The sequence below is a fragment of the Azoarcus sp. Soil_N_20 genome (genome assembly GCF_057656155.1).
On the sequence record NZ_JBDGKX010000018.1, the window covers coordinates 50251 to 73370 of the forward strand.

Below are 23120 nucleotides of genomic sequence, written 5' to 3' on the forward strand. Positions count from 1 at the left end.
GAAAGTGCTTGACGCGAATACATGAAGGCCGATGATCACCTGATTGCGTTCAGAACAGGCTGGCCAGCATGCGCCACGCGACAAACAGCAGCAGCACCGCGAACACCCGGCGCAACACGACCGCGGGCAGCAGGTGGGCGGCGCGGGCACCAAGCGGCGCGGTCAGGATGCCCGCGAGCACCGTCCATAGCAGCGCCGGCAGATACACGAATCCGAGGCTGCCCGGCGGCAGCGCCGGTACCGTCCAGCCGTTCGCAATGTAGCCCAGGGTGCCGCCGAGTGCGATCGGGAAGCCGACTGCCGCCGCGGTGCCGATCGCCTTCTTGATCGGGCAGTTGCACCAGCTCAGGAAGGGCACTGTCATCGCCCCGCCGCCGACCGCGGCGAGTGCCGACACGATCCCGATTGCCGTTCCCGCCAGCGCTTGCCCGATGCGTCCGGGCAGCATTCGCCCCGGCTTCGGTCTGAGTTCGAGCCCGAGCTGGATTGCAACCGCGATCAGGAACAGGGAAAAAAACGCAGTGAGTCCGGTGGTCGAGACGTGACGCGCCACCAGGGTGCCGACCGCGGTACCCACCAGCACGCCGGGGGTGAAGTTGCGCACCACCGACCACATCACCGCGCCGTGGCGGTGGTGCGAGCGCAGGCTCGACAGCGCCGTAAACAGGATCGTCGCCATCGAGGTGCCGAGTGCGACCTGGAAGATCACCGACGGCGGAAAGCCGGCCAGGCCGAAGGCGACCAGCAGTGCCGGCACCAGGATGATGCCGCCGCCGATCCCGAGCATCCCGGCGAAGAAGCCGGACACGCTGCCGATCGCCAGATAGCCCCCGACCGCCGTTGCGCTCATGCCCATCATGAGGTCCGTTCCTCGCCCATCAAGGGCTTTGCCGCTGCAGCCATGCCACGGCACCACCGACCGTTGCGAACTCATCGAACGCGCGCGCCTGCAGTTCGGGGAAGCGCTCGCGCACCATTCGGGTGAGGCTGTCGCCGGGCCCGAGCTCGAAGAATGCGGTGGCCCCCATCTCGACGGCGACATCGAGCGTGCGCGCCCAGTCGAGCGGCTCGGCGATCTGGCGGGCGAGGGTGGTGACCGCGTCGGCGGCGCGGCTCACCGGCTGGCCGTCGAGCGCACTCAGCACCGGCGCGCGATAAGGGTGCCAGTGCGTCGCGGCGAGCGCGGCACGCAGCGGTTCGACGCCGGCAGCGAGCCAGCGGCTGTGGGCGGGGACGGTGATCCGCAGCGCGACGACATGGGCGCTGCTGCTCGTGCTCAGGGCACCGGCCAGGCGCGCCAGGCCGTGCTGCGGACCGGCGAGCACCGCATGGTCGGGGCCATTGCGAATGGCGATGGCCGCGCCGGCTTCGGCCGCGAGGGGCTCGAGCGCATCCAGCCTCAGCCCGCGCACGGCCAGCATGCCGTACGCGGCAGGCGTCGCTGCGTCCATGCAGGCGGCGCGCGCGGTGGCAAGCCTCAGCGCGTCGCCCGGGGCGAGCGCAGCGGCCACCGCATGCGCGGTGAGCTCACCGACGCTGTAGCCGGCCACCAGCGCCGGCGCGAGGCCGGCATCGTCGAGCGCGGCCGCCACTGTCAGGCCGTAGAGCACGATCAGCGGCTGGGCGTGGCGGTTGATGAAGCAGCGGGTGTCGTCGGCGGCGATCGCCATTGCGTCCGCTTCCAGCCCGTCCGCGAGGCGCGCCAGATGCGGGGCGAAACGCGGATCGCCGGCCAGTCGCCCGAACATGTCGGGTGACTGGCTACCTTGACCGGGACACAGCCAGCACAGACTCATGCCGGCACGCAAACCGGTGGGGCGAGGTGCGTGGCAGGTACGACGCAGCTCGGCAGCTCGCGCACGAAGTACGCGGCGGCAAGCAGATCGGCGCTGCCACCCGGGCTGAGCCAGCGCGCGACGAAGGCCGCGCCGAGCGTATCGAGCGCCCGCGTCCAGCCCGGTGCAAACACGCTGCCTCCGGCGATGAAGCCGGACGCCGCGTGCTGTGCCCAGTGCAGACCGGGGAGACCGCCGCGATGGGCGAGATTGGTGTCGGGCAGTACCGCAATCGTTGCCAGCAGCGCATGGATCGCGGCCGTCTCCGGCGTTGCGCCACGCCTGAGCGCATGCCCGAGCTGCGGCAGGGTGGTCGCGAACAGCACCGGGAAACCCGCCGCGGCCTGTTCGCGCGCGCCGGGTAGACCGAGGTCGCCGCGCAGGCGCGCGCCGTGGGTGGCGTCGAATTCGGCACCGGGCGCCGCGCCGGCAATCAGGATCGCCGCCCCCCAGTGCTGCGCGACATCGGTGCCGAGCGAGCTCGGGTCGAGCGTGCCGGGGTCGGCGAACTGGCGCCCGGCCGCCGCGGCGAGCAGGCCGAGGGTGAAGATCGCGCCCTTGTGGGTGTTCACGCCACCGGTTGCGGCAAACATCGCGCGTTCGGCAAGCCGTCCGCGTGCCTGCAGCGCGGCGAAGTTGCAGCCGGTGGCGGCAAGGCGCGCGCAATCGCCGAAATAGCCGGCGAGCGCGCCGATGCTGGCCACAAAGGTGCGCTGATCCATGTCGGCGTGGCTACCGCGGGCGCTCGGCGTGACCAGCCCCGGCTTACACTCGAGCGCCAGTTCGTGCGCCAGTGCGCGGCAGGCGAGATCGTCGATGCGGTCGGTGAATTCGTTCATGCGGCAACTCCGGTCGGGGCCAAAAAACCGTCGGCGAAGGCAGCGCGACCGACGAGGCGGACTTCATTGAGCGACTTGACCAGCACCTGGCGTGAATCGGCCGCGAGTTCGCGCCAGGCGACCGCATCGCCCGCGGCATTGCGGATTTCGCCGTCCAGCCGAGGCGGGCAGCGCGGGTCGTCGAGTGCCACCAGCGCACGACACGCGGCGAGTGCTGCCGGCCAGTCGGGCGGGGTGAGGAGCAGATCGAGATCCGAGCCGGTGCCAAGGCAGGCCAGACCGGTCGCGAACTGCATTGCTGCCGAGCCATAAAAGCGCGGCGCGGCGGCCCGCATCGCGGGCAGGGCGAGCGCGGTAGACAGCAGCGGCCGCCAGTGCGCCGGCAGCGCGCCGAGCGCGGTCGCGCTCAGTGTCGGCGGTGGCATGCTGCGGACGATGTCGTGACGGGCGACAACGAACGCGAGCCGACGCTTGCCAAGCGCGGGCGGCAGGGCGAGTCCGAGCCGGATCTGTCCCGCGCCGACCGCGCCATCCTGGCGGGCGACGATCAGCGGATGCCCGGCCCCGATCCAGTCGGTCAGCAGCCGGCTGGCCTCGGGATCGGTCGCGCAGCACGGGCTGGCCGGCCGTGCTGCGTCCACCGCGGCGGGCGCGAGCCAGACCAGATCGTGGCGTTCGAGGGTGGGTTCAGGCATCGCTGCGCACACGCTCGACCACCATCGCGGCCATCGTCCGCCCGCCACGTTCGGCGCCGGCGGCGATGCGCCCGTCGATCCGGCGATCCGCAACAGCCATCATCGATAGTTCGGCCAGCGCGTCGGCCAGCCGGCGCCCATGGTCGTCGGTCCACACCGCGCGCAGATGCCCCATGCGATGGTAGTTCGCGACCCCCGGCGAGAACACCGGCGAAAGCTGCGCGAGCGCCTCGACCCGTTCGAGCGGCAACTTCGTGATGCGCGCCAGGGCGGGCAGGTTCATGACCTTGATCTCGGCGTCGCCGAGTGCGTAGCACGCGTCGGCCATCATCCCGGTGGTGAGGTAGCCGCCGCTGACCGCCTCGCCATAGACCACGCTCAGGATCACGTGACCGCGCCCGCGCGCGATCTCGACGCACTTGGCCAGATGCGCCATATAGCCGTTGAGTCCGAGCAGTTCGTCGCGCCGGCGCAGGCGCTGGCCCTGGGTGTCGAGCAGGAACAGGATGGCTTCGCCGGGGCGGTTTCTCACCGTGGCGAGCACGGCAGCAGCCATGCGCAGTGCCAGATCCGCGCCGACCTCCACCCGCTCGGCGGTGCCGATCACGGTAAGCATCGTCCCGCCGACCGGCGCACGTCCCTCGAAGTAGTCGTGCTCGAGCGCCGTCGGCTCCCAGCCGGCCGGAAACAGCGTGTTCAGTATCTCGTCTCGCTTCATGCGCTTCTCCCGGTGCAGCGGGTCGCCATGGCGACGAATTCTTCGGCGTCCATCATTGCCACATCGGCGTCGGCCGGCACGCCCAGCGCCTGCCAGATCTCGGGCGCGTCGTTGCAGGTGCCGAAACGCCGCCAGCGCTCGGCCAGACGCGCGTGCTCGCGTTCGACGGACTCGAGCGAAAACTCGGTCGGCATATCGAGCAGGCGGACGGCCGCGGCGCGGAAGGCGTCGGTATCATCGTCGACGAACGCATCCGCCTCGCCCAGCAGGTAGCGGTGCTTGCCGCCGGTCACCCGCCACACCAGTGCACGGTCGCGCGAATCGAATTCCTCGACGCCGCGCACTGTTTCGATGACCTCCGGCCCCGACATCGCCAGCCGCCCCTGCTCGGACATCACCAGTGCGTCGCAGCAGCGCGCGATCAGGCCGGTGCCGCCGAAGCAGCCACCGGAGCCGCCGATCAGGCCGATGAAGCGCAGTCCTTCGGCGCGCGCGCCGAGCACTGCGCGGATGATCTCGGACACGGCGATCAGCCCGGCATTGGCCTCATGCAGGCGCACGCCGCCCGAATCGAACAGGATCAGCACCGCCGCCGGCCGTTCGGCGCGGGCGCGCTCGATCAGGCCGACCAGCTTGGCGCCGTGCACCTCGCCGATGGCGCCGCCGAGAAATGCCCCTTCCTGTGCCGCGATCAGCACCGGACGGCCGTCCAGCGTTGCGGCGCCGATGACGATGCCGTCGTCGAACGCGGCCGGTTGTTCCAGCATGGCCATGTGCGGGCTCGATACCCGCGCTTCGGGCGGAATGAGCTCGTGAAAGCTGTCCGTATCGACCACGCCGTGCACGCGCTCGCGTGCCGATGCTTCAAAAAAGCGCTTACGCATCATCGTCCTCCCATGCTTCCAGGGCCTGGTCCAGGCGCAGGCTCACCACGGCGGGGGTTGCGCCGACATCGTGGATCTCGATCTTCAGGCCGCCGGCCGCATGGCGTTCGCCGAAATCGCGCAGCACCGCCTGCCAGATCGGGCCGAAGCCCTGGGCCGCGGTGTGCACGTCGATCGAGCAGCGATCGGGCGCGCCGCCGGCCTCGACCAGCACTTCACAGTTGCCCGACGCGGTCACGCCGACCAGCACCGGTTTGCGGGCCGTGGCCGTGCCGCGGGCCTCCACTTCGTATTGCAGTCGTTCCATGTCCTGTTCTCCTGCGCCTACCAGTTGCGGAAGCGGCTGGGCGGGTTGTAGAGGCCGCCCGATGCGCGCACCAGATCCTTGACCGAGCGTGCCGCGAGCAGGTCGCAGCGTGCGTCGCGGTGGGCGATGCCCAGATCCTCGGCACGCCGGATCACGCCGCGCGCGCGCAGTTCGTCGACCTTCTTGCGGTCGCGGCCGAGCCCGACCGCGGTATAGCCGGCGACGCCGCGGATCGCCTGCTCGCGTTCTTCGAGGTCGCGGCACAGCAGCAGGTTGGCGATGCCTTCCTCGGTGACGACATGGGTGACGTCGTCGCCGAAGATCATCACCGGCGGGTTCGCCAGGCCCATGGTCTCGGCCAGGTCCCAGGCGTCGAGGCGCTCGACGAAGGCGGGCGCCATGTGTTCGCGGAAGGTCTCGACCATCTGCACCACGAGCTTGCGCCCGCGAGGCATCACGTCGCGGCCCTGGCGCGCCTCCTCGCCGGCCTTGACCCACGCCGCGCTCTCGTGACGCCGGCCACGCGCATCGGCACCCATGTTGGGTGCGCCGCCAAAGCCGGCGATGCGGCCCTTGGTCGCGGTCGAACTGTTGCCCTGCAGATCGATCTGCAGCGTCGAGCCGATGAACAAATCGCATGCGTAATGCCCGGCCGCCTGGCAGAAGGCGCGGTTGGAACGCATCGCGCCGTCGGCGCCGGTGAAGAACACGTCGGGGCGCGCGGCAATATAGGCTTCCATGCCGAGTTCGGAGCCGAAGCTGTGCACCGACTCGACGAAGCCTGCCTCGATCGCGGGAATCAGGGCCGGATGCGGGTTCAGCGCCCAGTGGGTGCAGATCTTGCCCTTGAGACCCAGGGATTCGCCGTAGGTCGGCAGCAGCAACTCGATCGCTGCGGTGTCGAAGCCGATGCCGTGATTCAGGCGCTTCACGCCGTATTCGGCGTAGATGCCCTTGATCACCATCATCGCCATCAGCACCTGGATCTCGGAGATCTGTGCCGGATCGCGGGTGAACAGCGGCTCGATGTAGTTGGGTTTGGGCGCGACGATGACGAAGTCAACCCAGTCGGCGGGGATGTCGACGCGCGGCAAGCCTTCGCGCAACTCGTTGACCTGCGCGATGACGATGCCGTTTTTGAACGCCGTCGCCTCGACGATCGCCGGGGTGTCCTCGGTGTTCGGCCCGGTGTAGAGGTTGCCGGCCGCATCGGCCGCTTCGGCCGCGATCAAGGCCACGTTCGGGGTCAGGTCGACGAAATAGCGTCCGAACAGCTCGAGATAGGTGTGGATCGCGTTGATCCGGATCTTGCCCGCCTCGACCAGCGACGCCAGCCGCGTACCCTGCGGGCCGGAGAAGGAGAAATCGATCTCGCGCGCGATGCCCTTGTCGAACAGGGCGGTGTGCTCGGGCAGCGCGACCACCGACTGCAACATGTGCAGGTCGTGGATGCGGTCCGGATCGACCGCGGCGAGCGCGCGGGCGAGAAAGTCCGCTTGCTTCTGGTTGTTGCCCTCGAGACAGACGCGGTCGCCGGGCTCGATCACGCGTTCGAGCAGCGCGGTCGCGTGCTCGGCGGCGATCCGCCGGCCATCGGTGAGATCGGTCGCGCGCGCCATCCGCGCCGCCTTCGAGGCGACGCCGCGGCGCCAGTTCTGGTCCGTGGTGCTCATGCTGGTTCCTCGCGTTCGGGAGCGCGGCGACCGTGGTCGCCGCCTCCGGGAGTTGCTTCGATCGGAGCTGCGCCGCTTACTCGTAGAACATGTTTGGCAAGAACATCACGATGTCGGGGAAGATCGAGAGCAGCACGATGTACAGGCACATCAGGATGATGAAGGGCAGGATGCCGCGCGCGATCTCGCCGAACTTGATGTCGGGCGCGATGCCGTTGATGACGAACAGGTTGAGACCGACCGGCGGGGTGATCAGCCCCAGTTCCATGTTGATGGTGAGCACGATGCCGAACCAGATCGGATCGAAGCCGGCGGCGAGGATGCCCGGGAGGATCACCGGGGTGACCATCAGGATGATCGCCACCGGCGGCAGGAAGAAGCCCATCACCAGCAGCAGCATGTTCACCCAGAACAGCAGGGCCCACTTCGACATCTCCAGCGCCACCAGCCATTCGGCCAGGCTCTGGGTGATCCGCAGGTAGCTCATCACATAGGTGAACAGGAAGGCCATGGCGATGATCATCATGATCATGCACGACTCGCGCGCGGTACCGGTCAGGATCTCCTTGATCTCCTTCCAGTGGTAGCACTGGTACAGCAGCGCCACCAGGATCAGCGCGCCGAACGCACCGACACCGGCCACTTCGGACGGGGTGCCGAAGCCACCGTACATCGCGAACATGATCACCGCGATCAGGATCAGGAAGGGCAGCAGGCGGGGCAGCGCTTCCCAGCGCTGGGCCCAGGTGAAATGCTCCTCGCGCAGCAGCTCGGCAGCCATCGCCCCGCCGCCACCGTCCATGGCCTGTTTGCGCTCGCGGATATAGGCGAAGACCACCCACGTCGCGAACAGCAGCGCCAGCAACAGCCCCGGCACGATGCCGGCGATGAACAGCTTGCCGATCGACTGTTCGGCAATTACGCCGTAGATGATCAGCGTGATACTGGGCGGAATCAGGATGCCCAGGGTGCCGCCGGCGGCGATCAGCCCCGAGGCCAGCCCTGCCGAGTAGCCGCGTTTGCGCATTTCGGGGATGCCCATGCCGCCGATCGCCGCGCAGGTGGCCGGGCTCGAACCGCACAGCGCGGAGAAGATGGTGCACCCGGCGACGTTGGCGACGCCGAGGCTGCCGGGCATCTTGTACAGCCAGCGGTAGGCCGACTCGTACAGATCCACCGCGGCGCGGGTCTTGCCGATTGCCGCGCCCATCAGCACGAACAGCGGGACGGTCAGCAGGGTGAAATTGTCCAGTTCGCCGAAGATCGTTTCGGCGATCAGGCCGATGTTCGATGCCGGCATGAAAAGGAACATGATCACCACCGCGGAGGCGCCGAGCGCGAATGCGATCGGCATTCCGGAAAACAGCAGCACCAGCGTGAGTGCGCAGTTGATGAGGCCTATCTCGAGCACACCCATGTCATTCTCCCAGGAATTCGTGTTGCTGGTGCTTGGCCGGATCGAACACGTCCTCGACCACCTGCACCACGTATTGGAGCACCAGCAGGCTCATGCCGAGGGCCATGAAAAAGTACGGAATCCACAGTTTCGGCGCCCAGGTCGAACTGGTCTCCCAGCCTCCTTCCCAGGCCTCGTGCCAGTACGCCCACGACAGATAGGCGATCAGCGCACAAAACAGCATCGACAGCACATCGCCGAAGATGTAGCGCCAGCGGTTCCATTTCGCCGACATCACCTCGTCGAGCACCTCGATACCGACGTGGGCGCGTTCGCGCTGGGTGTGCGCGGCCGCGAGGAAGGTGGCGGCGATCAGCATGAAGATACTGAGCTCGATGACCCAGTCGTTCGATATCTGGATCACATAGCGCGTGACCACTTCGTACACCAGGACCAGCGTACAGGCGAAGATCAGAAACGCCGACAGGTAGGCCATCAACGCGTTGAAGCCCTTGACCGTGCGGCTGAACAGACGCCAGGCAGGATTGTTCATGTTCGGTCTCCCTCTGAGGAGGTGCTACCGGACCCCGTGGGGCCCGGCGCTGGGGGAACGGCTTACTTGACGGAGATGGCCATGTCGAGCAATTGCTGTCCGCCTTTCACTTCCTCTGCGTAGTCCTTCCATGCACTGGCCTTGGCCACATCACGCCACTTCGCAAACGCGGCATCGTCCATGTCGTAGGCCTTCTTGCCGGCCTTTTCGAATACCTCGGCGGCCTTGATATCGTCCTTCTTCGACTCGTCGATGCTGAACTGCTCGAGGCTCGCGCCCACTTCCATGACGATCTTCTGCTGGTCGGGGGTGAGGCGATCGAAGGTGGACTTGGCCATCAGCAGCGGCTCGAACATGAACCAGAACGAGTTCTTGCGCGCCGAAGTCAGATGGTCCGCAACCTCCTCGAGGCGGAAGCTGATGATCGAGGTGCTCGAGGTCACAGCGGCGTCGAGCACACCGGTCTGCATCGCGCTGTAGACTTCATTGGACGGCACGTTGGTGATCGAACCGCCACCGGCCTTGAGCATCAGGTCCATGTGCTTGCTTGCGCCGCGGATCTTGACGCCCTTGACGTTATCGGGCTCGATCACGGCCTTGGGCTTGCTCGCAACTCCGCCCGCCTGCCAGATCCAGGTGACGATCTTGACCCCCTTGTCATCGAGGATCTTGGTCAGCTCCTTGCCGATCGGCTCGTCTTTCCAGCGGTGGCCCTGCTCGTAGCTGGTGACAAGGCCCGGCATCAGGGTGATATTCACCTGCGGAATCTTGCCGCCCTCGTACGCAAGCGGATACAGGGTCATGTCGACCGAGCCGTTCTGCAGTGCGCCGAACTGGGCGAAGGTCTTGACCAGCGAGCTGGCGGGGAAGATTTCGAACTTGAGTTCACCGTTGGTGCGTGTTTCGACTTCCTGGGCGAACTTGCGTACCAGCCGGTCGCGAAAGTCGCCGTGGTCGGCGGTGCCGCCGGGGAACTGGTGCGAAATTTTCACCACGGTCGTCTTCTGCGCATGGGCCGCGGGCGCGAGTCCCAGTGCCAGCAGGCTGGCGAAGGCGCCGAACAATACGTGCTTGCGGATACCGTACTTCATGAGTTGTCTCCTCTCACTGTTGGTCTACTGCGGGGTGCTGCATACGAGAGCCGTGAGCTGGTGCCACGGCGGGTGGGGGGCCGGCCCCGGGGGACCGGACCGGATTGCTCAGTATTTGCCCGAAAGCAGTGAGCCGAAGCCCGGCGACCATGTCTTGAGGCCGAGCTTCTTGAGCATCATGTAAGTCGTCGAGATGGAGGAGGACACCACCGGCAGGCCGGTGCGGTCTTCGATCATCTGCACCGAGGCCAGAGAGGGCATCTGCACGCAGGCCGAGGCGACGATCGCATCGACATTGGTGTTCAGGCGCTTGGTGATCTCGACCGGTGCGAGCGGATCCCGCCGCCCCACTTCGAGGTTGTCGGGGATCTCGAGCGAGATGCTGTCCACGACCTCGATGCCTTCATGCTCGAGGTAGTCGATCACCAACTGGGTGAGCGGTTTCATATAGGGCGTGAGGATCGAAACCTTCTTTGCGCCCAGCACCTTCAAGCCGTCGACCAGTGCGCCGGCGCTGGTGACCACCGGCGCAGGACCACCGGCCTCCACGGTGCGCCCGTGCAGGCGCTCCTCGGACACCCGGTGGTAGCCCTTGCCCATGCTCATGATCGCGACCAGGCAGGCATAGCCCAATACATCGACGCGCGCGTCCGCCAGTTCGAGCGCGCAGCGGTCGGAATCGCGGTCCATTGCTTCGAGCTCCTCCTTGGTCACCTTCTGCATGCGCATGCGGCTGGAGTGAAAGGTGAAGCGTTCGGGCTCGACCAGCTCGCGTGCGCGCAGCACGGCCGGGATCTCGGTTTCCATCGTGGTGTTCGAGCTCGGAACGATCTGTCCGATACGGAAGGTCTGCTGCGGCATTTTCGGTGTCTCCTTGGGGTGTCAGGCGCCGAGCTGGCGGGCCAGATCGAGGAAATCGTCGGCGACGAAGTCGAACTCGCCGGGGCTGTAGTCGGGCAGCGGATGGCCCGCGCCGAATTCGAGTGGCCGGATCACGTAGGCGGTGCGGCAGCCCTGCTGCTTGGCCGCGCGCAGGTCGGGAGGGTGGGCCGCAACGAGCATCAGCTCGGCCGGCGCCACGTCCAGCAGGCGGGCCGTGCCCAGGTAGGTTTCCGGATCAGGCTTGTAGTGACCGAAGAGCTCGGCCGAGATCACGCAGTCCCACGGCAATGCGCCATGGCGCGCCAGGTCGACAAGGAGCGAGAAGTTGCCGTTGGAGAGGGTGGTGATGGTGAAGCGTTGTTTCAGGCGAGCCAGGCCGTCGACGCTGTCCGCCCACGGCGCGAGGCGGTGCCAGGCACGGTTCAGCCGGGCGCGCTCATCCTCGTCCAGCGCATCGAGGCCGAAGCGTTCGACGATCGAATCGAGGATCAGCCGATGCAGCGCATCGATGCTCATCCAGGGCAGGTCACCGCGGCGGACCCGGTCCATTGCCGGCACGTAGCCCGCCCGCCATTCATCGGCGAAGGCCTCCCAGTCACCGACGACGCCATGTCTGGCAGCGACCGCTGCGGCTTCGTGAGCAATGCTGCCCCGCCAATCGACCACGGTGCCGAATACGTCAAACGCCAGTGCCTGCAGTACAGGGTGTGCATCCGATTGCGTCATCCTGGTCCTCCTCCGTGGGGTCGACAACCGGCTCGTTCGGCCGGAAGTGCAACCCTGACTTCATTTCCGGGCTGTGAATCCCGGGCGTTCTCAGGTTCTATGTACTCATTCAGAAGAATAGTGCATGCACTGATTGAATTTGTGTATACAAGATATATTCGAAAATATGCAGTGTCAAGCTCGATTCTCGGAATCGAAGCGCGATCAAACGGGGAAGGGTGAGGCTGCGCTACGGAACGAAAGCAGGGAGGCGATTGCCGTCGGCAGGCTTCCCTTGGCGCACATATTCAGGCGATACGGAGGAGCCCGAGCGCGTCGTGCATGCGTCGGTGCGTCAGGCGCTGGCGGCGCGCAGCCCTGGATCGGTGGTGCTGAGTAGCCGCCGGCGCGCCGTCGGCCTGGTCCCGATGGTGCGTGAGTGCTGTTGCCGTCTCAGCCAGCGAGCTGTCCGGAGATGCCGAACGGACGATTCTCGCGAAAGGGCGAGCGCTCCGACAATTCATCCAGATAGAACTGCACCCCGGCCGTTTCGCGCGCCAGGAACTGGTCCACCGCGCCGCGAAAGCGTGGATCGGCGATCCAGTGCGCGGAACGGGTGATCACCGGTTCCAGTCCGCGCGAGAGCTTGTGCTCGCCCTGGGCGCCGCCCTCGAAGCGTTGCAGACCGTGACGGATGCAGTAGTCGATGGCCTGGTAGTAGCACAGCTCGAAGTGCACGAAGGGCAGGGGCTCGGTTGCGCCCCAGTAGCGGCCGTACAGCGCCTGGCCGTCGCACAGGTAGAAGGCGCCCGCCACCGCCTGGCCCTCGCGCTCGGCGAGCAACAGGCGCACGCCGTCGGGCAGCCGCCGGGCCAGCATGGTAAAGAAATCGGGCTTGAGGTAGGGCGTCGACCGGTGCAGGGCGTAGGTGGTGGCGTAGCAGCGATAGAAGAAGGCCCAATCGGCATCGCTGGCGCCGTGGCCGTCGAGCCAGCGCAGGTCGAGGCCGTGCTCGCCGGCGCGGCGGCGCTCCTGGCGGATCTTCTTGCGCTTGTCGTGGTTGAGGTGGGCGAGAAAGGCGTCGAAATCGGCATAGCCGGCGTTGTGCCAGTGGAACTGCACCCCGTGGCGCAGCATCAGGCCGGCATCGCGCAGCCACTCGCCTTCCTCTTCGGTCGGGAACAGCAGGTGCAGGGACGACAGGCCGCTGTCGACCGCCAGTGCCAGCACCGCTGCAAGCAGGTTCTTGCGCTCTGCGGTGCTGCGTCCGAGCAGTCGTGCTCCGGGGATGGGGCAGAACGGCAGCGCGCCAAGCCACTTCGGGTAATAGGCCAGGCCATGGCGCTCGTAGGCTTCGGCCCAGGCCCAGTCGAACACGTATTCGCCGTAGGAGTGGTGCTTCTGGTACAGCGGCATTGCCGCGATCAGCTCGCCGTCGCGCCACAGCGTGGCGTGGCGCGGAATCCAGCCGGTGCCACGGCCCACGCAGGCGGTGGCTTCGAGGGTGTCGAGGAAGGCATGCGACAGGCAGGGCTGCTCGCCGGCGAGCGCGTCCCATTGGGCCGCTTCGATCTCGGTCAGCGCGGAGATGAGGTGAAAACCGTTCTTCTGCGACATCGGGTCAGGTGCATTCGGTGCAGCGTCCGCTGGCGGGCTGCCTCATTGTTGAGCAATTGTAAAAAGTTCTTCGCGGGCAGGAGCTTGGGCATGCTGTCCGGGGCTTATCCACAGCTTTGCCCACGCACTCTGTGCACTTTACGGTATTACCCCGGTCCGCCGCGAGCGGCCCGCCACCGGACGTGAAGCGGTATAGTTCTGCCTCATGAATACCACGCTTTCAATCGCTGTTGCCCAGCTGAATTTTACGGTCGGTGACCTCGCCGCCAATGCGGACCGGATCATCGATGCCATCGGTCGCGCGCGCGCGGCCGGAGCGGACCTGTTGCTGACCCCCGAACTCGCGCTTTCGGGATATCCGCCCGAGGATCTGCTGCTGCGCCCGGACTTCTATCGCGCCTGTGACCGCGAGCTGCTGCGCATTGCCCTGGCTGCGCGCGGCGTGTGCGTGGTGGTCGGGCATCCGCGGCAGGCCAACGGATTGCGCTACAACGCGGCCTCGGTGATCCGCGATGGCGAGGTGGTCGCGATCTATCACAAGCATCTGCTGCCCAATTACGAGGTGTTCGACGAAGTCCGCTATTTCGATGCCGGATCGGATGCCTGCGTGTTCGAATTGAAGGGGGTGAAATTCGGCATCAACATCTGCGCCGATATCTGGGAGCCGGGCCCGGCCGAAGCCGCACGGGTCGCCGGTGCCGAGGTATTGCTGGCGCTCAACGCTTCGCCCTATCACCTGAACAAGCAGGTGCAACGGCAGGCGGTGCTGCGCGAGCGGGTGGCCGAAACCGCCTTGCCGGTGCTGTACTGCAACATGGTCGGCGGACAGGACGAACTGGTGTTCGATGGCGGCTCGTTTGCCCTCGATGGCGATGGCGCCCTGGTCTACCAGACGGCGTTGTTCGATGAGCGTCTGGACATGATCGGGCTGCGTGACGGACGCTGGGTGTCGGAGATCCGCTGCGAGTCGCTGGCGGCCGAGGCCGAGGTTTATGAGGCCTTGCGTGTCGGGGTGCGCGACTATCTCGGCAAGAACGGCTTTCCGGGTGCCATCATCGGCCTGTCGGGTGGTATTGATTCAGCATTGACGCTGGCGATCGCGGTCGATGCCCTGGGTGCGGATCGCGTGCGCGCGGTGATGATGGCCTCGCCCTACACCGCGCAGATGAGCCTCGACGACTCACGTGAGATGGTCCGCCGCCTGGGCGTACGCTACGACGAGATCCCGATCGAAGCGGCGATGAACACCTTTGCGTCGATGCTGGAGGCGCAGTTTGCCGGCCTTGCCGCCGACACCACCGAAGAGAATCTGCAGAGCCGGATTCGCGGCATGATCCTGATGGCGCTGTCCAACAAGACCGGTTCCATCGTGCTCACCACCGGCAACAAGAGCGAAATGGCCACGGGCTACGCCACCCTGTACGGCGACATGGCAGGTGGTTTCGCGGTGCTCAAGGATATCTACAAGACCCTGGTCTATCGCCTGTCGGAGTGGCGCAATACGGTGGGCCAGGTGATCCCGCAGAACATCATCGACCGTCCGCCCTCGGCCGAACTCAAGCCCGACCAGAAGGACCAGGACAGCCTGCCGCCTTACGAGGTACTCGACGCCATCATCGAGGCCTACATGGAGCGCGACGAGTCGCCGCGCGAAATCGTTGCCGCGGGCTATCCGGAACCAGACGTGCGGCGCACGGTCGGTATGCTCAAGCGTAACGAGTACAAGCGGCGCCAGGCGCCGGTCGGCATCCGGGTGACGCGGCGTGGATTCGGCAGGGATTGGCGTTATCCGATAACATCGCGCTATCAGGACGAATACTGAGCGCATATGCGCCACGCGTTATCGCGTGACGCCAACCAGGAGACTTACATGAAGAAGATCGAAGCCATCATCAAGCCGTTCAAGCTCGACGAAGTGCGTGAGGCGATGTCCGAAGTGGGTATTACCGGCCTGACCGTGACCGAGGTGAAGGGCTTCGGCCGGCAGAAAGGGCATACCGAGCTGTATCGTGGTGCCGAGTACGTGGTCGATTTTCTGCCCAAGATCAAGGTCGAGATCGTGATCGGTGACGACCTGGTGGAGCAGGCGGTCGAGGCCATCATCAAGGCCGCCCAGACCGGCAAGATCGGTGACGGCAAGATCTTCGTGTCGTCGGTGGAGCAGGTGGTGCGTATCCGCACCGGTGAAACCGACGAAGCGGCGATCTGATCGCGATTTGCCCCGGCGCCGGGTGTCGGGGAGGTTAGCGACGCGCGCTGTTTTGCGCGCGCATCAGCACCAGCAGCGCGCCGCCACCACCGTCGTGCGGACCGGCTTGGCAGAAGGCGAGGATTTCCTCGCGCTGCGCCAGCCATCCGCGCGACAGCTGCTTGAGAATGGCCACCCGTCCGGGCGAGCCGAGTCCTTTCCCGTGTATGACCCGAATGCAGCGTTTACCCTGCGCCAGACTCGCAGCCAGGAAGCGGGCGAGGGCGTCGCGTGCTTCGTCGCGGGTGAGTCCGTGAAGATCGATTTCCCCCTGTAGCACCCAGCGTCCCCGGCGCAGATCGCTCAACACGCGGCGCGGCAGGCCGGTGCGCAGAAAGGCGGCTTCGTCGCCCATGTCGAGGCGATCCTCGAAGGTGAGTGGCGCAGCGAGCGATTCATGAAGGGCGTCGCGTTCGTCGGCTTCGCGCTTCAGTGGCTTGGGCGCGGGGGCATCGGTCGGCAACTCGGCCCGGTCGCGGGTGTCGAGCTGACGCGCGCCACGGGTGGCAAGGCGGAACAGCGCCGCCGGGTCGGAAACGTCCGCGTCGGCCGGAAGCACGATCGGAGGCAGGTCGCCCGCGGGATGCGCAGTCTTGTCGGTGACCGCTTCGTGCGCCGGCGGCCGGTTCAGGTAGCGGGCGTGGGTCGCGAGCTCCACGCGGCCGGTGTCGGCGAGCGGAGTGACGTCGGCGTAGGCTGTCCCGAGCGGATCGTCCGTGGCGTGTCGTGCGCGGGCGGCGGTTGGTTCGGGCTCGGCCTTGCGGGCACGGGGAAGCGGAGGCGGGCGCGGAGTTTCGATGTCTGCGCGATCCTGTTTGCCCAGCGGCGCGACGCCGGCAACGGTCTGCTGAAATAGTGCGAGGTCGTCGGCATCGACTTGTGTGCTGCCCGCCGCGTCGGGCAGCGCTGGCGGCGGGGGGCGACGCCCGGGCTTGCGCGCCTTGTCCGCAGCGGGTGCCGGCGCGCGCGACTTGAGTGCCGCGAGCGCCTTGAACGGACTGCCCGGTGTGGTCCCGTCGTCCGTGCTGCTGGCCGTGGTGGTCGGACGTGGACGACGGCCCATGGCTGCCTTTTCCGGCTCAGCGGTCGAGCGCGTCGAGGTAGCGTTCGGCGTCGAGCGCGGCCATGCAACCGGTGCCGGCCGACGTGACCGCCTGACGGTAGATGTGATCCTGCACGTCGCCGGCGGCAAATACGCCGGGTATGCTGGTTTGCGTGGCGTTGCCCTTACGCCCGCCGTCGGTGACGATGTAGCCGCCTTCCATCTCCAGCTGACCTTCGAAGATGTCGGTGTTCGGCTTGTGGCCGATGGCGATGAACACGCCCTGCAGCGCGACGTCGTAGGTCTCGCCGGTATTGACGCTCTTCACGCGCATGCCGGTGACGCCGGAACTGTCGCCGAGCACCTCGTCCAGGGTGGAGTTCAGCGCGAGCTCGATCCTGCCCGCAGCGACCTTTTCCATCATCTTGTCGATCATGATCTTCTCGGCGCGGAACGTTTCGCGGCGATGCACGAGCGTGACCTTCTTCGCGATGTTGGCAAGGTAGAGCGCTTCTTCGACTGCGGTGTCGCCGCCGCCGATGACGGCTACGTCCTGGTTCTTGTAGAAGAAACCGTCGCAGGTCGCACAGGCGGACACCCCGCGGCCGGCGAATTTTTCTTCCGACGGCAGGCCGAGATACTTCGCGGTGGCGCCGGTGCAGATGATCAGTGCATCGCAGGTGTATTCGCCGGAGTCGCCGATCAGCGTGAACGGGCGCTCGCCGAGTTTGGCGGTATGGATGTGATCGAAGATCATCTCGGTGTTGAAGCGCTCGGCATGCTTCTGGAAGCGCACCATCAGATCGGGTCCCATGACGCCGTCGACATCGGCCGGCCAGTTGTCCACGTCGGTGGTGGTCATCAGCTGTCCGCCCTGGGCAAGTCCGGTGATCAGCACCGGATTCAGGTTGGCACGGGCGGCGTAAACGGCGGCGGTGTATCCGGCCGGGCCGGAGCCGAGGATGATCAGGCGGGCGTGTTTGGTGGTCATGGCGTTGCGTTCCGGCGTGTGTTTGCAATGGCGCGAATTATAGCCGACGCGACCCGATGCCCCGAGCAATCGATCCGATAGCCTTGTCCAATCGCCTGCCGATGACCGGCAGGGTGCGATTTCACGCCGGGGACGGCATCTTCATCGTTGGTGTGACTTATTCGTCTATACTTTCCCGCAAAACATGTGTAACCGTTCCAGAACACGCTGGACCGTATTCTGTCAGCCGGAGATTTCATGAGTCAGCCCACCTCGGTTTCGACCACTGCACTGAAAACCTTCCCGTTGTTCAACGGGCTGTCCGACGAGGTGCTGGCGGCGGTTGCCCGGGTCTCGGTGATGCGACGATTTCCGCGCGGGCAGGCGGTGGTGCGTGCGGGTGACCGGACCGACTTCGTCTATTTCGTGCTGACCGGCAGCCTCAAGGTCGTGGTCAGTGACGAGGACGGCCGTGAGGTCATCCTTTCCATCCTCGGGCAGGGCGAGCTCTTTGGCGAGATGGGCATGTTCGGCGAACAACCGCGCTCGGCCTCGGTGGTGGCCGTGGTTGCGGCCGATCTGGTGATGATCTCCAAGCAGGATTTCCGCCAGCTGATGCAGGACAATTTCGAGATCGCGTGGCGCATCATGTGCAATCTGTCCGCGCGCCTGCGCAATGCCGACCGAAAGATCGAGAGTCTCGCCCTGATGGACGTATATGGGCGCGTTGCCGGCCTGCTCATCGAGATGGCCGAGGATGTCGACGGCGAATCGGTGGTGGTGCGCAAGATCTCCAAGCAGGACATCGCCAAGATGATCGGTGCATCGCGCGAAATGGTCAGCCGGGTGATGAAGGATCTCGGCCAGCAGGGGCTGATCGAGGAAACCCCGAAGGGCATCATTCTGCGCGAACGCCTGAGCGAGCTCTGAGCGTCGTGCTGTCGTCGGGGCGCTGATTTCAGTTAGTTTGTTTCGCACGGCAACATCGCGGACGGCCGGGCGGGGCGATCGCTTATAATCTGTCGCTTCTGTCCCGGTCACCGATCACCCCCCGATGCTGTCTCGTTCGTCATCCCGTTCCCAGCCGTTGCCCGAAAAGATCTCGCTGTTGTTGCAGGAGGCACGCTGGCTGATCCTGGGCGTGATGTCGCTCTACATCGGTCTCGTGCTCCTTGGCTACAACAAGGCCGATCCGGGCTGGTCCCACGCCTCCGCGGTGGCGCGTGTCAGCAATCCCGGCGGCCGTTTCGGTGCGTGGCTGGCCGATCTGCTGCTCTATCTTCACGGCGTATCCGCCTGGTGGTGGGTGGTGTTTCTGGGGTACGGACTGATGTGGGGTTTTCGCCGGCTCAAGAACCGGCTTGCCATCGACCGGCGCTCCTTCTTTTTCGTCTTTGCGGGTTTTCTGGTTGTTCTGGTCACCAGTAGTGCGCTCGAATTCCTGCGCTTCCACTCCCATGGCGCCGCCCTTCCTCTGTCCCCCGGCGGCTTGTTCGGCATGGAACTCGGCGAGGCGGTACGGAGCAATTTCGGCTTTACCGGCGGGACCTTGCTGCTGCTTGCGCTGATGGCCTCGGGCCTGTCGCTGTTTACCGGCATCTCATGGCTGACCGCTGCCGAGCGCATGGGGTTCTGGGTGGAGCAGGGCGTGCTTGCCACGCAGATCGGCTGGCAACGCTGGCTGGACCGGCGGGCCGGCCAGGCGGTGGCGCAAAAGCGTGAGGCGGTGATCGAGACCCGGCGGCGCAAGACCGAACTGGCCCCTCCCGCGCCCTTGCGCATCGAACCCGCGGTGGCGGCGGTGGCGCGGTCCGAGCGTGCGGAGAAGGAAAGACAGCAGAATCTGTTCACCGACGTCGGGCTGGGGGCAATCCCGCCGCTCGGGCTGCTCGATCCGCCCACCGTCAACGGCGAGCCGCCGTCGGCCGAGGCGATGGAGTTCACCTCGCGCCTGATCGAAACCAAGCTTGCCGACTTCGGTGTCGAGGTGAAGGTGCTGGCGGCCTACCCCGGCCCGGTGATCACCCGCTACGAGATCGAGCCTGCGGTCGGCGTAAAGGGTAGCCAGGTCGTGAACCTCGCCAAGGACTTGTCGCGGGCGCTGTCCACGATGTCGATCCGGATGGTGGAAACGGTGCCTGGCAAGTCCTGCATGGCGCTCGAGCTGCCGAACCCCAAACGCCAGACCGTGCGTCTGTCGGAGATACTCGGTTCGCGGGCCTACAACGACATGAGCTCACCGCTGACCGTGGCGCTGGGCAAGGACATCGGCGGCCAGCCGGTGGTGGCCGATCTGGCCAAGATGCCGCACTTGCTGGTGGCCGGTACCACCGGCTCGGGGAAGTCGGTCGGGATCAACGCCATGATCCTGTCGCTGCTGTACAAGAGCGAGCCGGAACGGGTACGGCTGATCATGGTCGACCCGAAAATGCTGGAGCTGTCGATCTACGAGGGCATTCCGCACCTGCTGGCGCCGGTCGTCACCGACATGAAGCATGCGGCCAATGCGCTCAACTGGTGCGTCGCCGAGATGGACAAGCGCTACAAGCTGATGGCGGCGGTCGGGGTGCGCAACCTCGCCGGTTTCAACAAGGCGGTGGTCGAGGCGCGCAAGAACGAGACCCCGCTGACCAATCCGTTCTCGATCACGCCCGAGAGCCCCGAGCCGCTCGAGACCCTGCCTTATATCGTGGTGGTCGTCGACGAACTGGCCGACATGATGATGGTGGTCGGCAAGAAGGTCGAGGAGCTGATCGCGCGCCTCGCGCAGAAGGCCCGGGCGTCCGGCATTCACCTGATCCTCGCCACCCAGCGCCCGTCGGTGGATGTGATCACCGGGCTGATCAAGGCCAACGTCCCGACCCGGATCTCGTTCCAGGTGTCGAGCAAGATCGATTCGCGCACCATCCTCGATCAGATGGGCGCGGAGACCCTGCTCGGCATGGGCGACATGCTCTACCTGGCGCCGGGCACGGGGTTGCCGGTGCGGGTGCACGGCGCCTTCGTCGCCGACGAGGAGGTGCACAAGGTGGTCGATCACCTCAAGCGACTCGGTCCGCCCGACTACATCGACGGCATCCTCGCCGCGCCGGAGGACGACCTGGAAGCCGCCCTCGGTGGTGGTGGCGAAGGCGGTGGCGACGAATCGGATGCACTCTACGATCAGGCGGTCGAGATCGTGGTCAAGACCCGTCGCCCGTCGATCTCGCTGGTCCAGCGCCATCTGCGCATCGGCTACAACCGTGCTGCGCGCCTGATCGAGCAGATGGAGCGGGCCGGACTGGTGTCGTCGATGGGCAGCAATGGCAACCGAGAAGTGATCGTACCGCCGAAGGACGGCGAATGAGGACCAACATGCGCAGGTGGCTAGCGGCATTGACGATTTCGATTGCGGCCGGCCCGGCGCTGGCGGCCGATGCCATCGCGCAACTACGCCAGTTCGTGGCCTCCACCCGCAGTGCCGAGGGCGAGTTCGAGCAGACGGTGGTGGCGCGCTCCGCACGCAAGCCGCAGCAGGCCGCGGGTCGCTTCGCGTTTGCGCGTCCGGGCAAGTTTCGCTGGGAGTACGAACTGCCCTATCAGCAGTTGCTGGTCGGCGATGGCGAACGTCTGTGGTCGTGGGACCGCGATCTGAACCAGGTTACCGTACGCCCGATCGGCGATGCGCTGGGTGCCACCCCTGCGGCAATCCTGTTCGGCGGCGGGGATCTCGAACACGATTTCGAGCTGACGGACGGCGGGGCCGCGGACGGCCTGGCCTGGGTCGATGCGCGCCCGCGCAAGACCGAGAGCAGTTTCGAATCGATGCGGATCGGGCTCGATGACGGCCGTTTGCGGCGCATGGAGTTGCGCGACAACTTCGGCCAAACCACGATGATCGTGTTTACCCGGCTGCAGCCCAACCCCGTGCTGGATGCGGATCGGTTCCGCTTCGTTCCGCCTGCCGGCGCGGATGTCATCGGCACGCCCTGACTCGCCGGCACCGAGCGCCCAATGACCGATCTGTTCGAAGCCCTGGAGCCACCGCGGGTACCGCTCGCGGAGCGCATGCGTCCGGCCGTGCTGGACGAGGTGGCGGGGCAGGCCCATCTGCTGGGACCCGGCAAGCCCTTGCGTCTCGCCTTCGAATCCGGCCAGCCGCATTCGATGATCCTGTGGGGGCCCCCCGGGGTGGGCAAGACCACGCTTGCGCGGCTGATGGCAAAGGGCTTCGACGCCGAATTCGTCGCCCTCTCGGCGGTGTTCGCCGGCGTCAAGGAGATCCGCGAAGCCATCCTGCAGGCGCAGGCCGCAAAGGCGCGCGGGCGCCACACCATCCTGTTCGTGGACGAGGTTCACCGCTTCAACAAATCTCAACAGGATGCCTTCTTGCCGTACGTGGAGCAGGGGTTGGTCACCTTCATCGGTGCAACGACCGAGAATCCATCGTTCGAGGTGAATTCCGCGCTGCTGTCGCGGGCCTCGGTGTATGTGCTGCAACCGCTGGACAAAGGGGCTATGACCTCGCTGTTCGAGCGCGCATGCGCCGTGGCCTGTCCCGGCCTGACTGTCGACGAGGACGCTCGCGAGCGTCTGGTCGGCTTTGCCGATGGCGATGCACGCCGGCTGATGAACCTTGTCGAACAGATCCAGGTTGCGGCGGAAACGGCCGGTGTGAATGCGGTCGACGCCGGGTTTGTGGAGCAGACCCTGGCGCAGAACCTGCGCCGCTTCGACAAGGGGGGCGAGGCCTTTTACGACCAGATCTCGGCGCTGCACAAGTCGGTACGCGGTTCCAGCCCCGATGCTGCGCTGTACTGGCTGTGCCGCATGCTCGACGGCGGTGCGGACCCACATTACCTCGGCCGCCGTCTGGTGCGGATGGCGGTGGAGGACATCGGTCTGGCCGATCCGCGTGCATTGGAGATCTGTCTGAATGCCTGTGCGGCCTATGAGCGCCTCGGCTCACCCGAGGGCGAACTGGCGCTCGCACAGGCAGCCATATTTCTCGCCTGCGCGGCCAAGTCGAACGCGGTGTACAAAGCCTATAACGCCGCTCGCAAGCATGTCGCGGAGGCAGGTTCGCAACCGGTACCCCTGCATTTGCGCAACGCACCGGCCCGCCTGATGAAAGAACTCGGCTACGGCAAGGCGTACCGCTATGCCCACGATGAACCCGACGCCTATGCCGCGGGCGAAAGCTATCTGCCCGACGGAATGGCCGCGCCGGGGTGGTATCAGCCGGTGCTGCGGGGCATGGAGGCGAAGATCGCCGACAAGCTCGCGCATCTGCGCGAACTCGATGAAAAAGCGAGGGCAACGGCCAGCACAGAACCTCCCCCGTGCTGACCGTACCGGGCATCAATCAAATTTGGGGATTCAGTGAGGCAGCGGGTGATCGGACATGAACCGCGCGCACAGGGAACGGGCGTTGTCGGCCTTTTCGACTTCGCCCCGGGCGCTGGCTTTGTCAATCAGATCGAGCATGTATTGCGTCAACAGCACTACACCCTCGGGTGTTTGTACCAGTCCGCACGCGACCTGGGCGGCCGCTGCGTCCGGGATCCCTTCATGTTCGGCAATAAGTGCAACTTCGTCGTCGGTCAAATCGCAGTAGTCGAGGCAGTCTCGAATAGATAGCATGCAAATCTCCTCCGGTTGAGTGCTGTCTGATGCAGCTTGGTTT

At 66.0% G+C, this 23120-nt stretch carries 23 protein-coding genes; 6 read left to right on the top strand and 17 right to left on the bottom strand.

All coding sequences use genetic code 11. The features are described 5' to 3' along the window. Window positions 1–49 precede the first annotated feature (49 nt). The 14 genes from AC3A35_RS24335 to AC3A35_RS24400 form a co-directional block, all read right to left on the bottom strand. Window positions 50–859: a sulfite exporter TauE/SafE family protein gene (locus tag AC3A35_RS24335; RefSeq protein ID WP_487439127.1), complete on the bottom strand. Its 810-nt coding sequence runs from the start codon at window positions 857–859 to the stop codon at window positions 50–52. 19 nt (window positions 860–878) lie between these two features. After that, on the bottom strand, window positions 879–1796 hold the full coding sequence (locus tag AC3A35_RS24340; protein ID WP_487439128.1) for an acyltransferase domain-containing protein: 918 nt from the start codon (window positions 1794–1796) through the stop codon (window positions 879–881). Beyond that, the gene (locus tag AC3A35_RS24345) at window positions 1793–2674 is read right to left on the bottom strand and encodes a triphosphoribosyl-dephospho-CoA synthase (RefSeq protein ID WP_487439129.1); all 882 of its coding nucleotides are present in this window, start codon (window positions 2672–2674) and stop codon (window positions 1793–1795) included. Before AC3A35_RS24345 ends, AC3A35_RS24340 begins: the two co-directional genes overlap by 4 nt. Then, window positions 2671–3369: a malonate decarboxylase holo-[acyl-carrier-protein] synthase gene (gene mdcG / locus AC3A35_RS24350; protein ID WP_487439130.1), complete on the bottom strand. Its 699-nt coding sequence runs from the start codon at window positions 3367–3369 to the stop codon at window positions 2671–2673. Before mdcG ends, AC3A35_RS24345 begins: the two co-directional genes overlap by 4 nt. Beyond that, window positions 3362–4087, bottom strand: coding sequence for a biotin-independent malonate decarboxylase subunit gamma (locus AC3A35_RS24355; protein WP_487439131.1), 726 nt, complete (start codon window positions 4085–4087; stop codon window positions 3362–3364). Before AC3A35_RS24355 ends, mdcG begins: the two co-directional genes overlap by 8 nt. Continuing rightward, window positions 4084–4974, bottom strand: a complete 891-nt coding sequence (locus AC3A35_RS24360) for a biotin-independent malonate decarboxylase subunit beta (protein ID WP_487439132.1) — start codon at window positions 4972–4974, stop codon at window positions 4084–4086. Before AC3A35_RS24360 ends, AC3A35_RS24355 begins: the two co-directional genes overlap by 4 nt. Beyond that, window positions 4964–5278: a malonate decarboxylase acyl carrier protein gene (gene mdcC, locus AC3A35_RS24365; RefSeq protein WP_487439133.1), complete on the bottom strand. Its 315-nt coding sequence runs from the start codon at window positions 5276–5278 to the stop codon at window positions 4964–4966. Before mdcC ends, AC3A35_RS24360 begins: the two co-directional genes overlap by 11 nt. A gap of 17 nt (window positions 5279–5295) precedes the next feature. Then, entirely contained in the window at window positions 5296–6951 is a 1656-nt protein-coding gene (gene mdcA, locus AC3A35_RS24370; RefSeq protein WP_487439134.1) for a malonate decarboxylase subunit alpha, read from the bottom strand. Window positions 6952–7027: 76 nt separating this feature from the next. Further along, a complete protein-coding gene (locus tag AC3A35_RS24375) occupies window positions 7028–8368 on the bottom strand; it encodes a TRAP transporter large permease (protein WP_487439135.1) in 1341 nt (446 codons plus the stop codon). A gap of 1 nt (window position 8369) precedes the next feature. Further along, window positions 8370–8900, bottom strand: coding sequence for a TRAP transporter small permease (locus AC3A35_RS24380; protein ID WP_487439136.1), 531 nt, complete (start codon window positions 8898–8900; stop codon window positions 8370–8372). A 62-nt stretch (window positions 8901–8962) separates the two neighbouring features. Further along, the gene (gene dctP, locus AC3A35_RS24385; protein ID WP_487439137.1) at window positions 8963–9991 is read right to left on the bottom strand and encodes a TRAP transporter substrate-binding protein DctP; all 1029 of its coding nucleotides are present in this window, start codon (window positions 9989–9991) and stop codon (window positions 8963–8965) included. A 108-nt stretch (window positions 9992–10099) separates the two neighbouring features. Then, on the bottom strand, window positions 10100–10852 hold the full coding sequence (locus AC3A35_RS24390; RefSeq protein ID WP_487439138.1) for a maleate cis-trans isomerase family protein: 753 nt from the start codon (window positions 10850–10852) through the stop codon (window positions 10100–10102). Window positions 10853–10873: 21 nt separating this feature from the next. Beyond that, a complete protein-coding gene (locus AC3A35_RS24395; RefSeq protein WP_487439139.1) occupies window positions 10874–11599 on the bottom strand; it encodes a haloacid dehalogenase type II in 726 nt (241 codons plus the stop codon). A 432-nt stretch (window positions 11600–12031) separates the two neighbouring features. Further along, window positions 12032–13195 (bottom strand): GNAT family N-acetyltransferase, encoded by a 1164-nt coding sequence (locus tag AC3A35_RS24400; protein ID WP_487439140.1) that lies wholly within the window; start codon window positions 13193–13195, stop codon window positions 12032–12034. Between the two features lie 205 nt (window positions 13196–13400). Between AC3A35_RS24400 and AC3A35_RS24405 the strand changes: the two genes are divergently transcribed. Both AC3A35_RS24405 and AC3A35_RS24410 read left to right on the top strand, forming a co-directional pair. After that, window positions 13401–15017, top strand: coding sequence for an NAD+ synthase (locus AC3A35_RS24405; protein ID WP_487439141.1), 1617 nt, complete (start codon window positions 13401–13403; stop codon window positions 15015–15017). Window positions 15018–15065: 48 nt separating this feature from the next. Next, the gene (locus AC3A35_RS24410; protein ID WP_487439142.1) at window positions 15066–15404 is read left to right on the top strand and encodes a P-II family nitrogen regulator; all 339 of its coding nucleotides are present in this window, start codon (window positions 15066–15068) and stop codon (window positions 15402–15404) included. A gap of 34 nt (window positions 15405–15438) precedes the next feature. Here AC3A35_RS24410 and AC3A35_RS24415 read toward each other — a convergent pair whose 3' ends face one another. Further along, window positions 15439–16506, bottom strand: a complete 1068-nt coding sequence (locus tag AC3A35_RS24415; protein ID WP_487439143.1) for a Smr/MutS family protein — start codon at window positions 16504–16506, stop codon at window positions 15439–15441. Window positions 16507–16522: 16 nt separating this feature from the next. Beyond that, window positions 16523–17476 (bottom strand): thioredoxin-disulfide reductase, encoded by a 954-nt coding sequence (gene trxB / locus AC3A35_RS24420; protein WP_487439144.1) that lies wholly within the window; start codon window positions 17474–17476, stop codon window positions 16523–16525. 237 nt (window positions 17477–17713) lie between these two features. Between trxB and AC3A35_RS24425 the strand changes: the two genes are divergently transcribed. The 4 genes from AC3A35_RS24425 (at window position 17714) to AC3A35_RS24440 (ending at window position 22783) form a co-directional block, all read left to right on the top strand. Then, window positions 17714–18385 carry a Crp/Fnr family transcriptional regulator gene (locus AC3A35_RS24425; protein WP_487439145.1) on the top strand — a complete coding sequence of 224 codons (672 nt, stop codon included), beginning with the start codon at window positions 17714–17716 and terminating at the stop codon, window positions 18383–18385. Window positions 18386–18509: 124 nt separating this feature from the next. After that, on the top strand, window positions 18510–20801 hold the full coding sequence (locus tag AC3A35_RS24430) for a DNA translocase FtsK (RefSeq protein WP_487439146.1): 2292 nt from the start codon (window positions 18510–18512) through the stop codon (window positions 20799–20801). 8 nt (window positions 20802–20809) lie between these two features. Next, window positions 20810–21427, top strand: coding sequence for an outer membrane lipoprotein periplasmic chaperone LolA (lolA, locus tag AC3A35_RS24435; RefSeq protein WP_487439147.1), 618 nt, complete (start codon window positions 20810–20812; stop codon window positions 21425–21427). A 21-nt stretch (window positions 21428–21448) separates the two neighbouring features. Continuing rightward, window positions 21449–22783, top strand: a complete 1335-nt coding sequence (locus AC3A35_RS24440) for a replication-associated recombination protein A (RefSeq protein WP_487439148.1) — start codon at window positions 21449–21451, stop codon at window positions 22781–22783. A gap of 30 nt (window positions 22784–22813) precedes the next feature. On the opposite strand, the gene AC3A35_RS24445 is transcribed toward AC3A35_RS24440, so the two are convergent. After that, on the bottom strand, window positions 22814–23077 hold the full coding sequence (locus AC3A35_RS24445) for a hypothetical protein (protein WP_487439149.1): 264 nt from the start codon (window positions 23075–23077) through the stop codon (window positions 22814–22816). Window positions 23078–23120 lie beyond the last annotated feature (43 nt).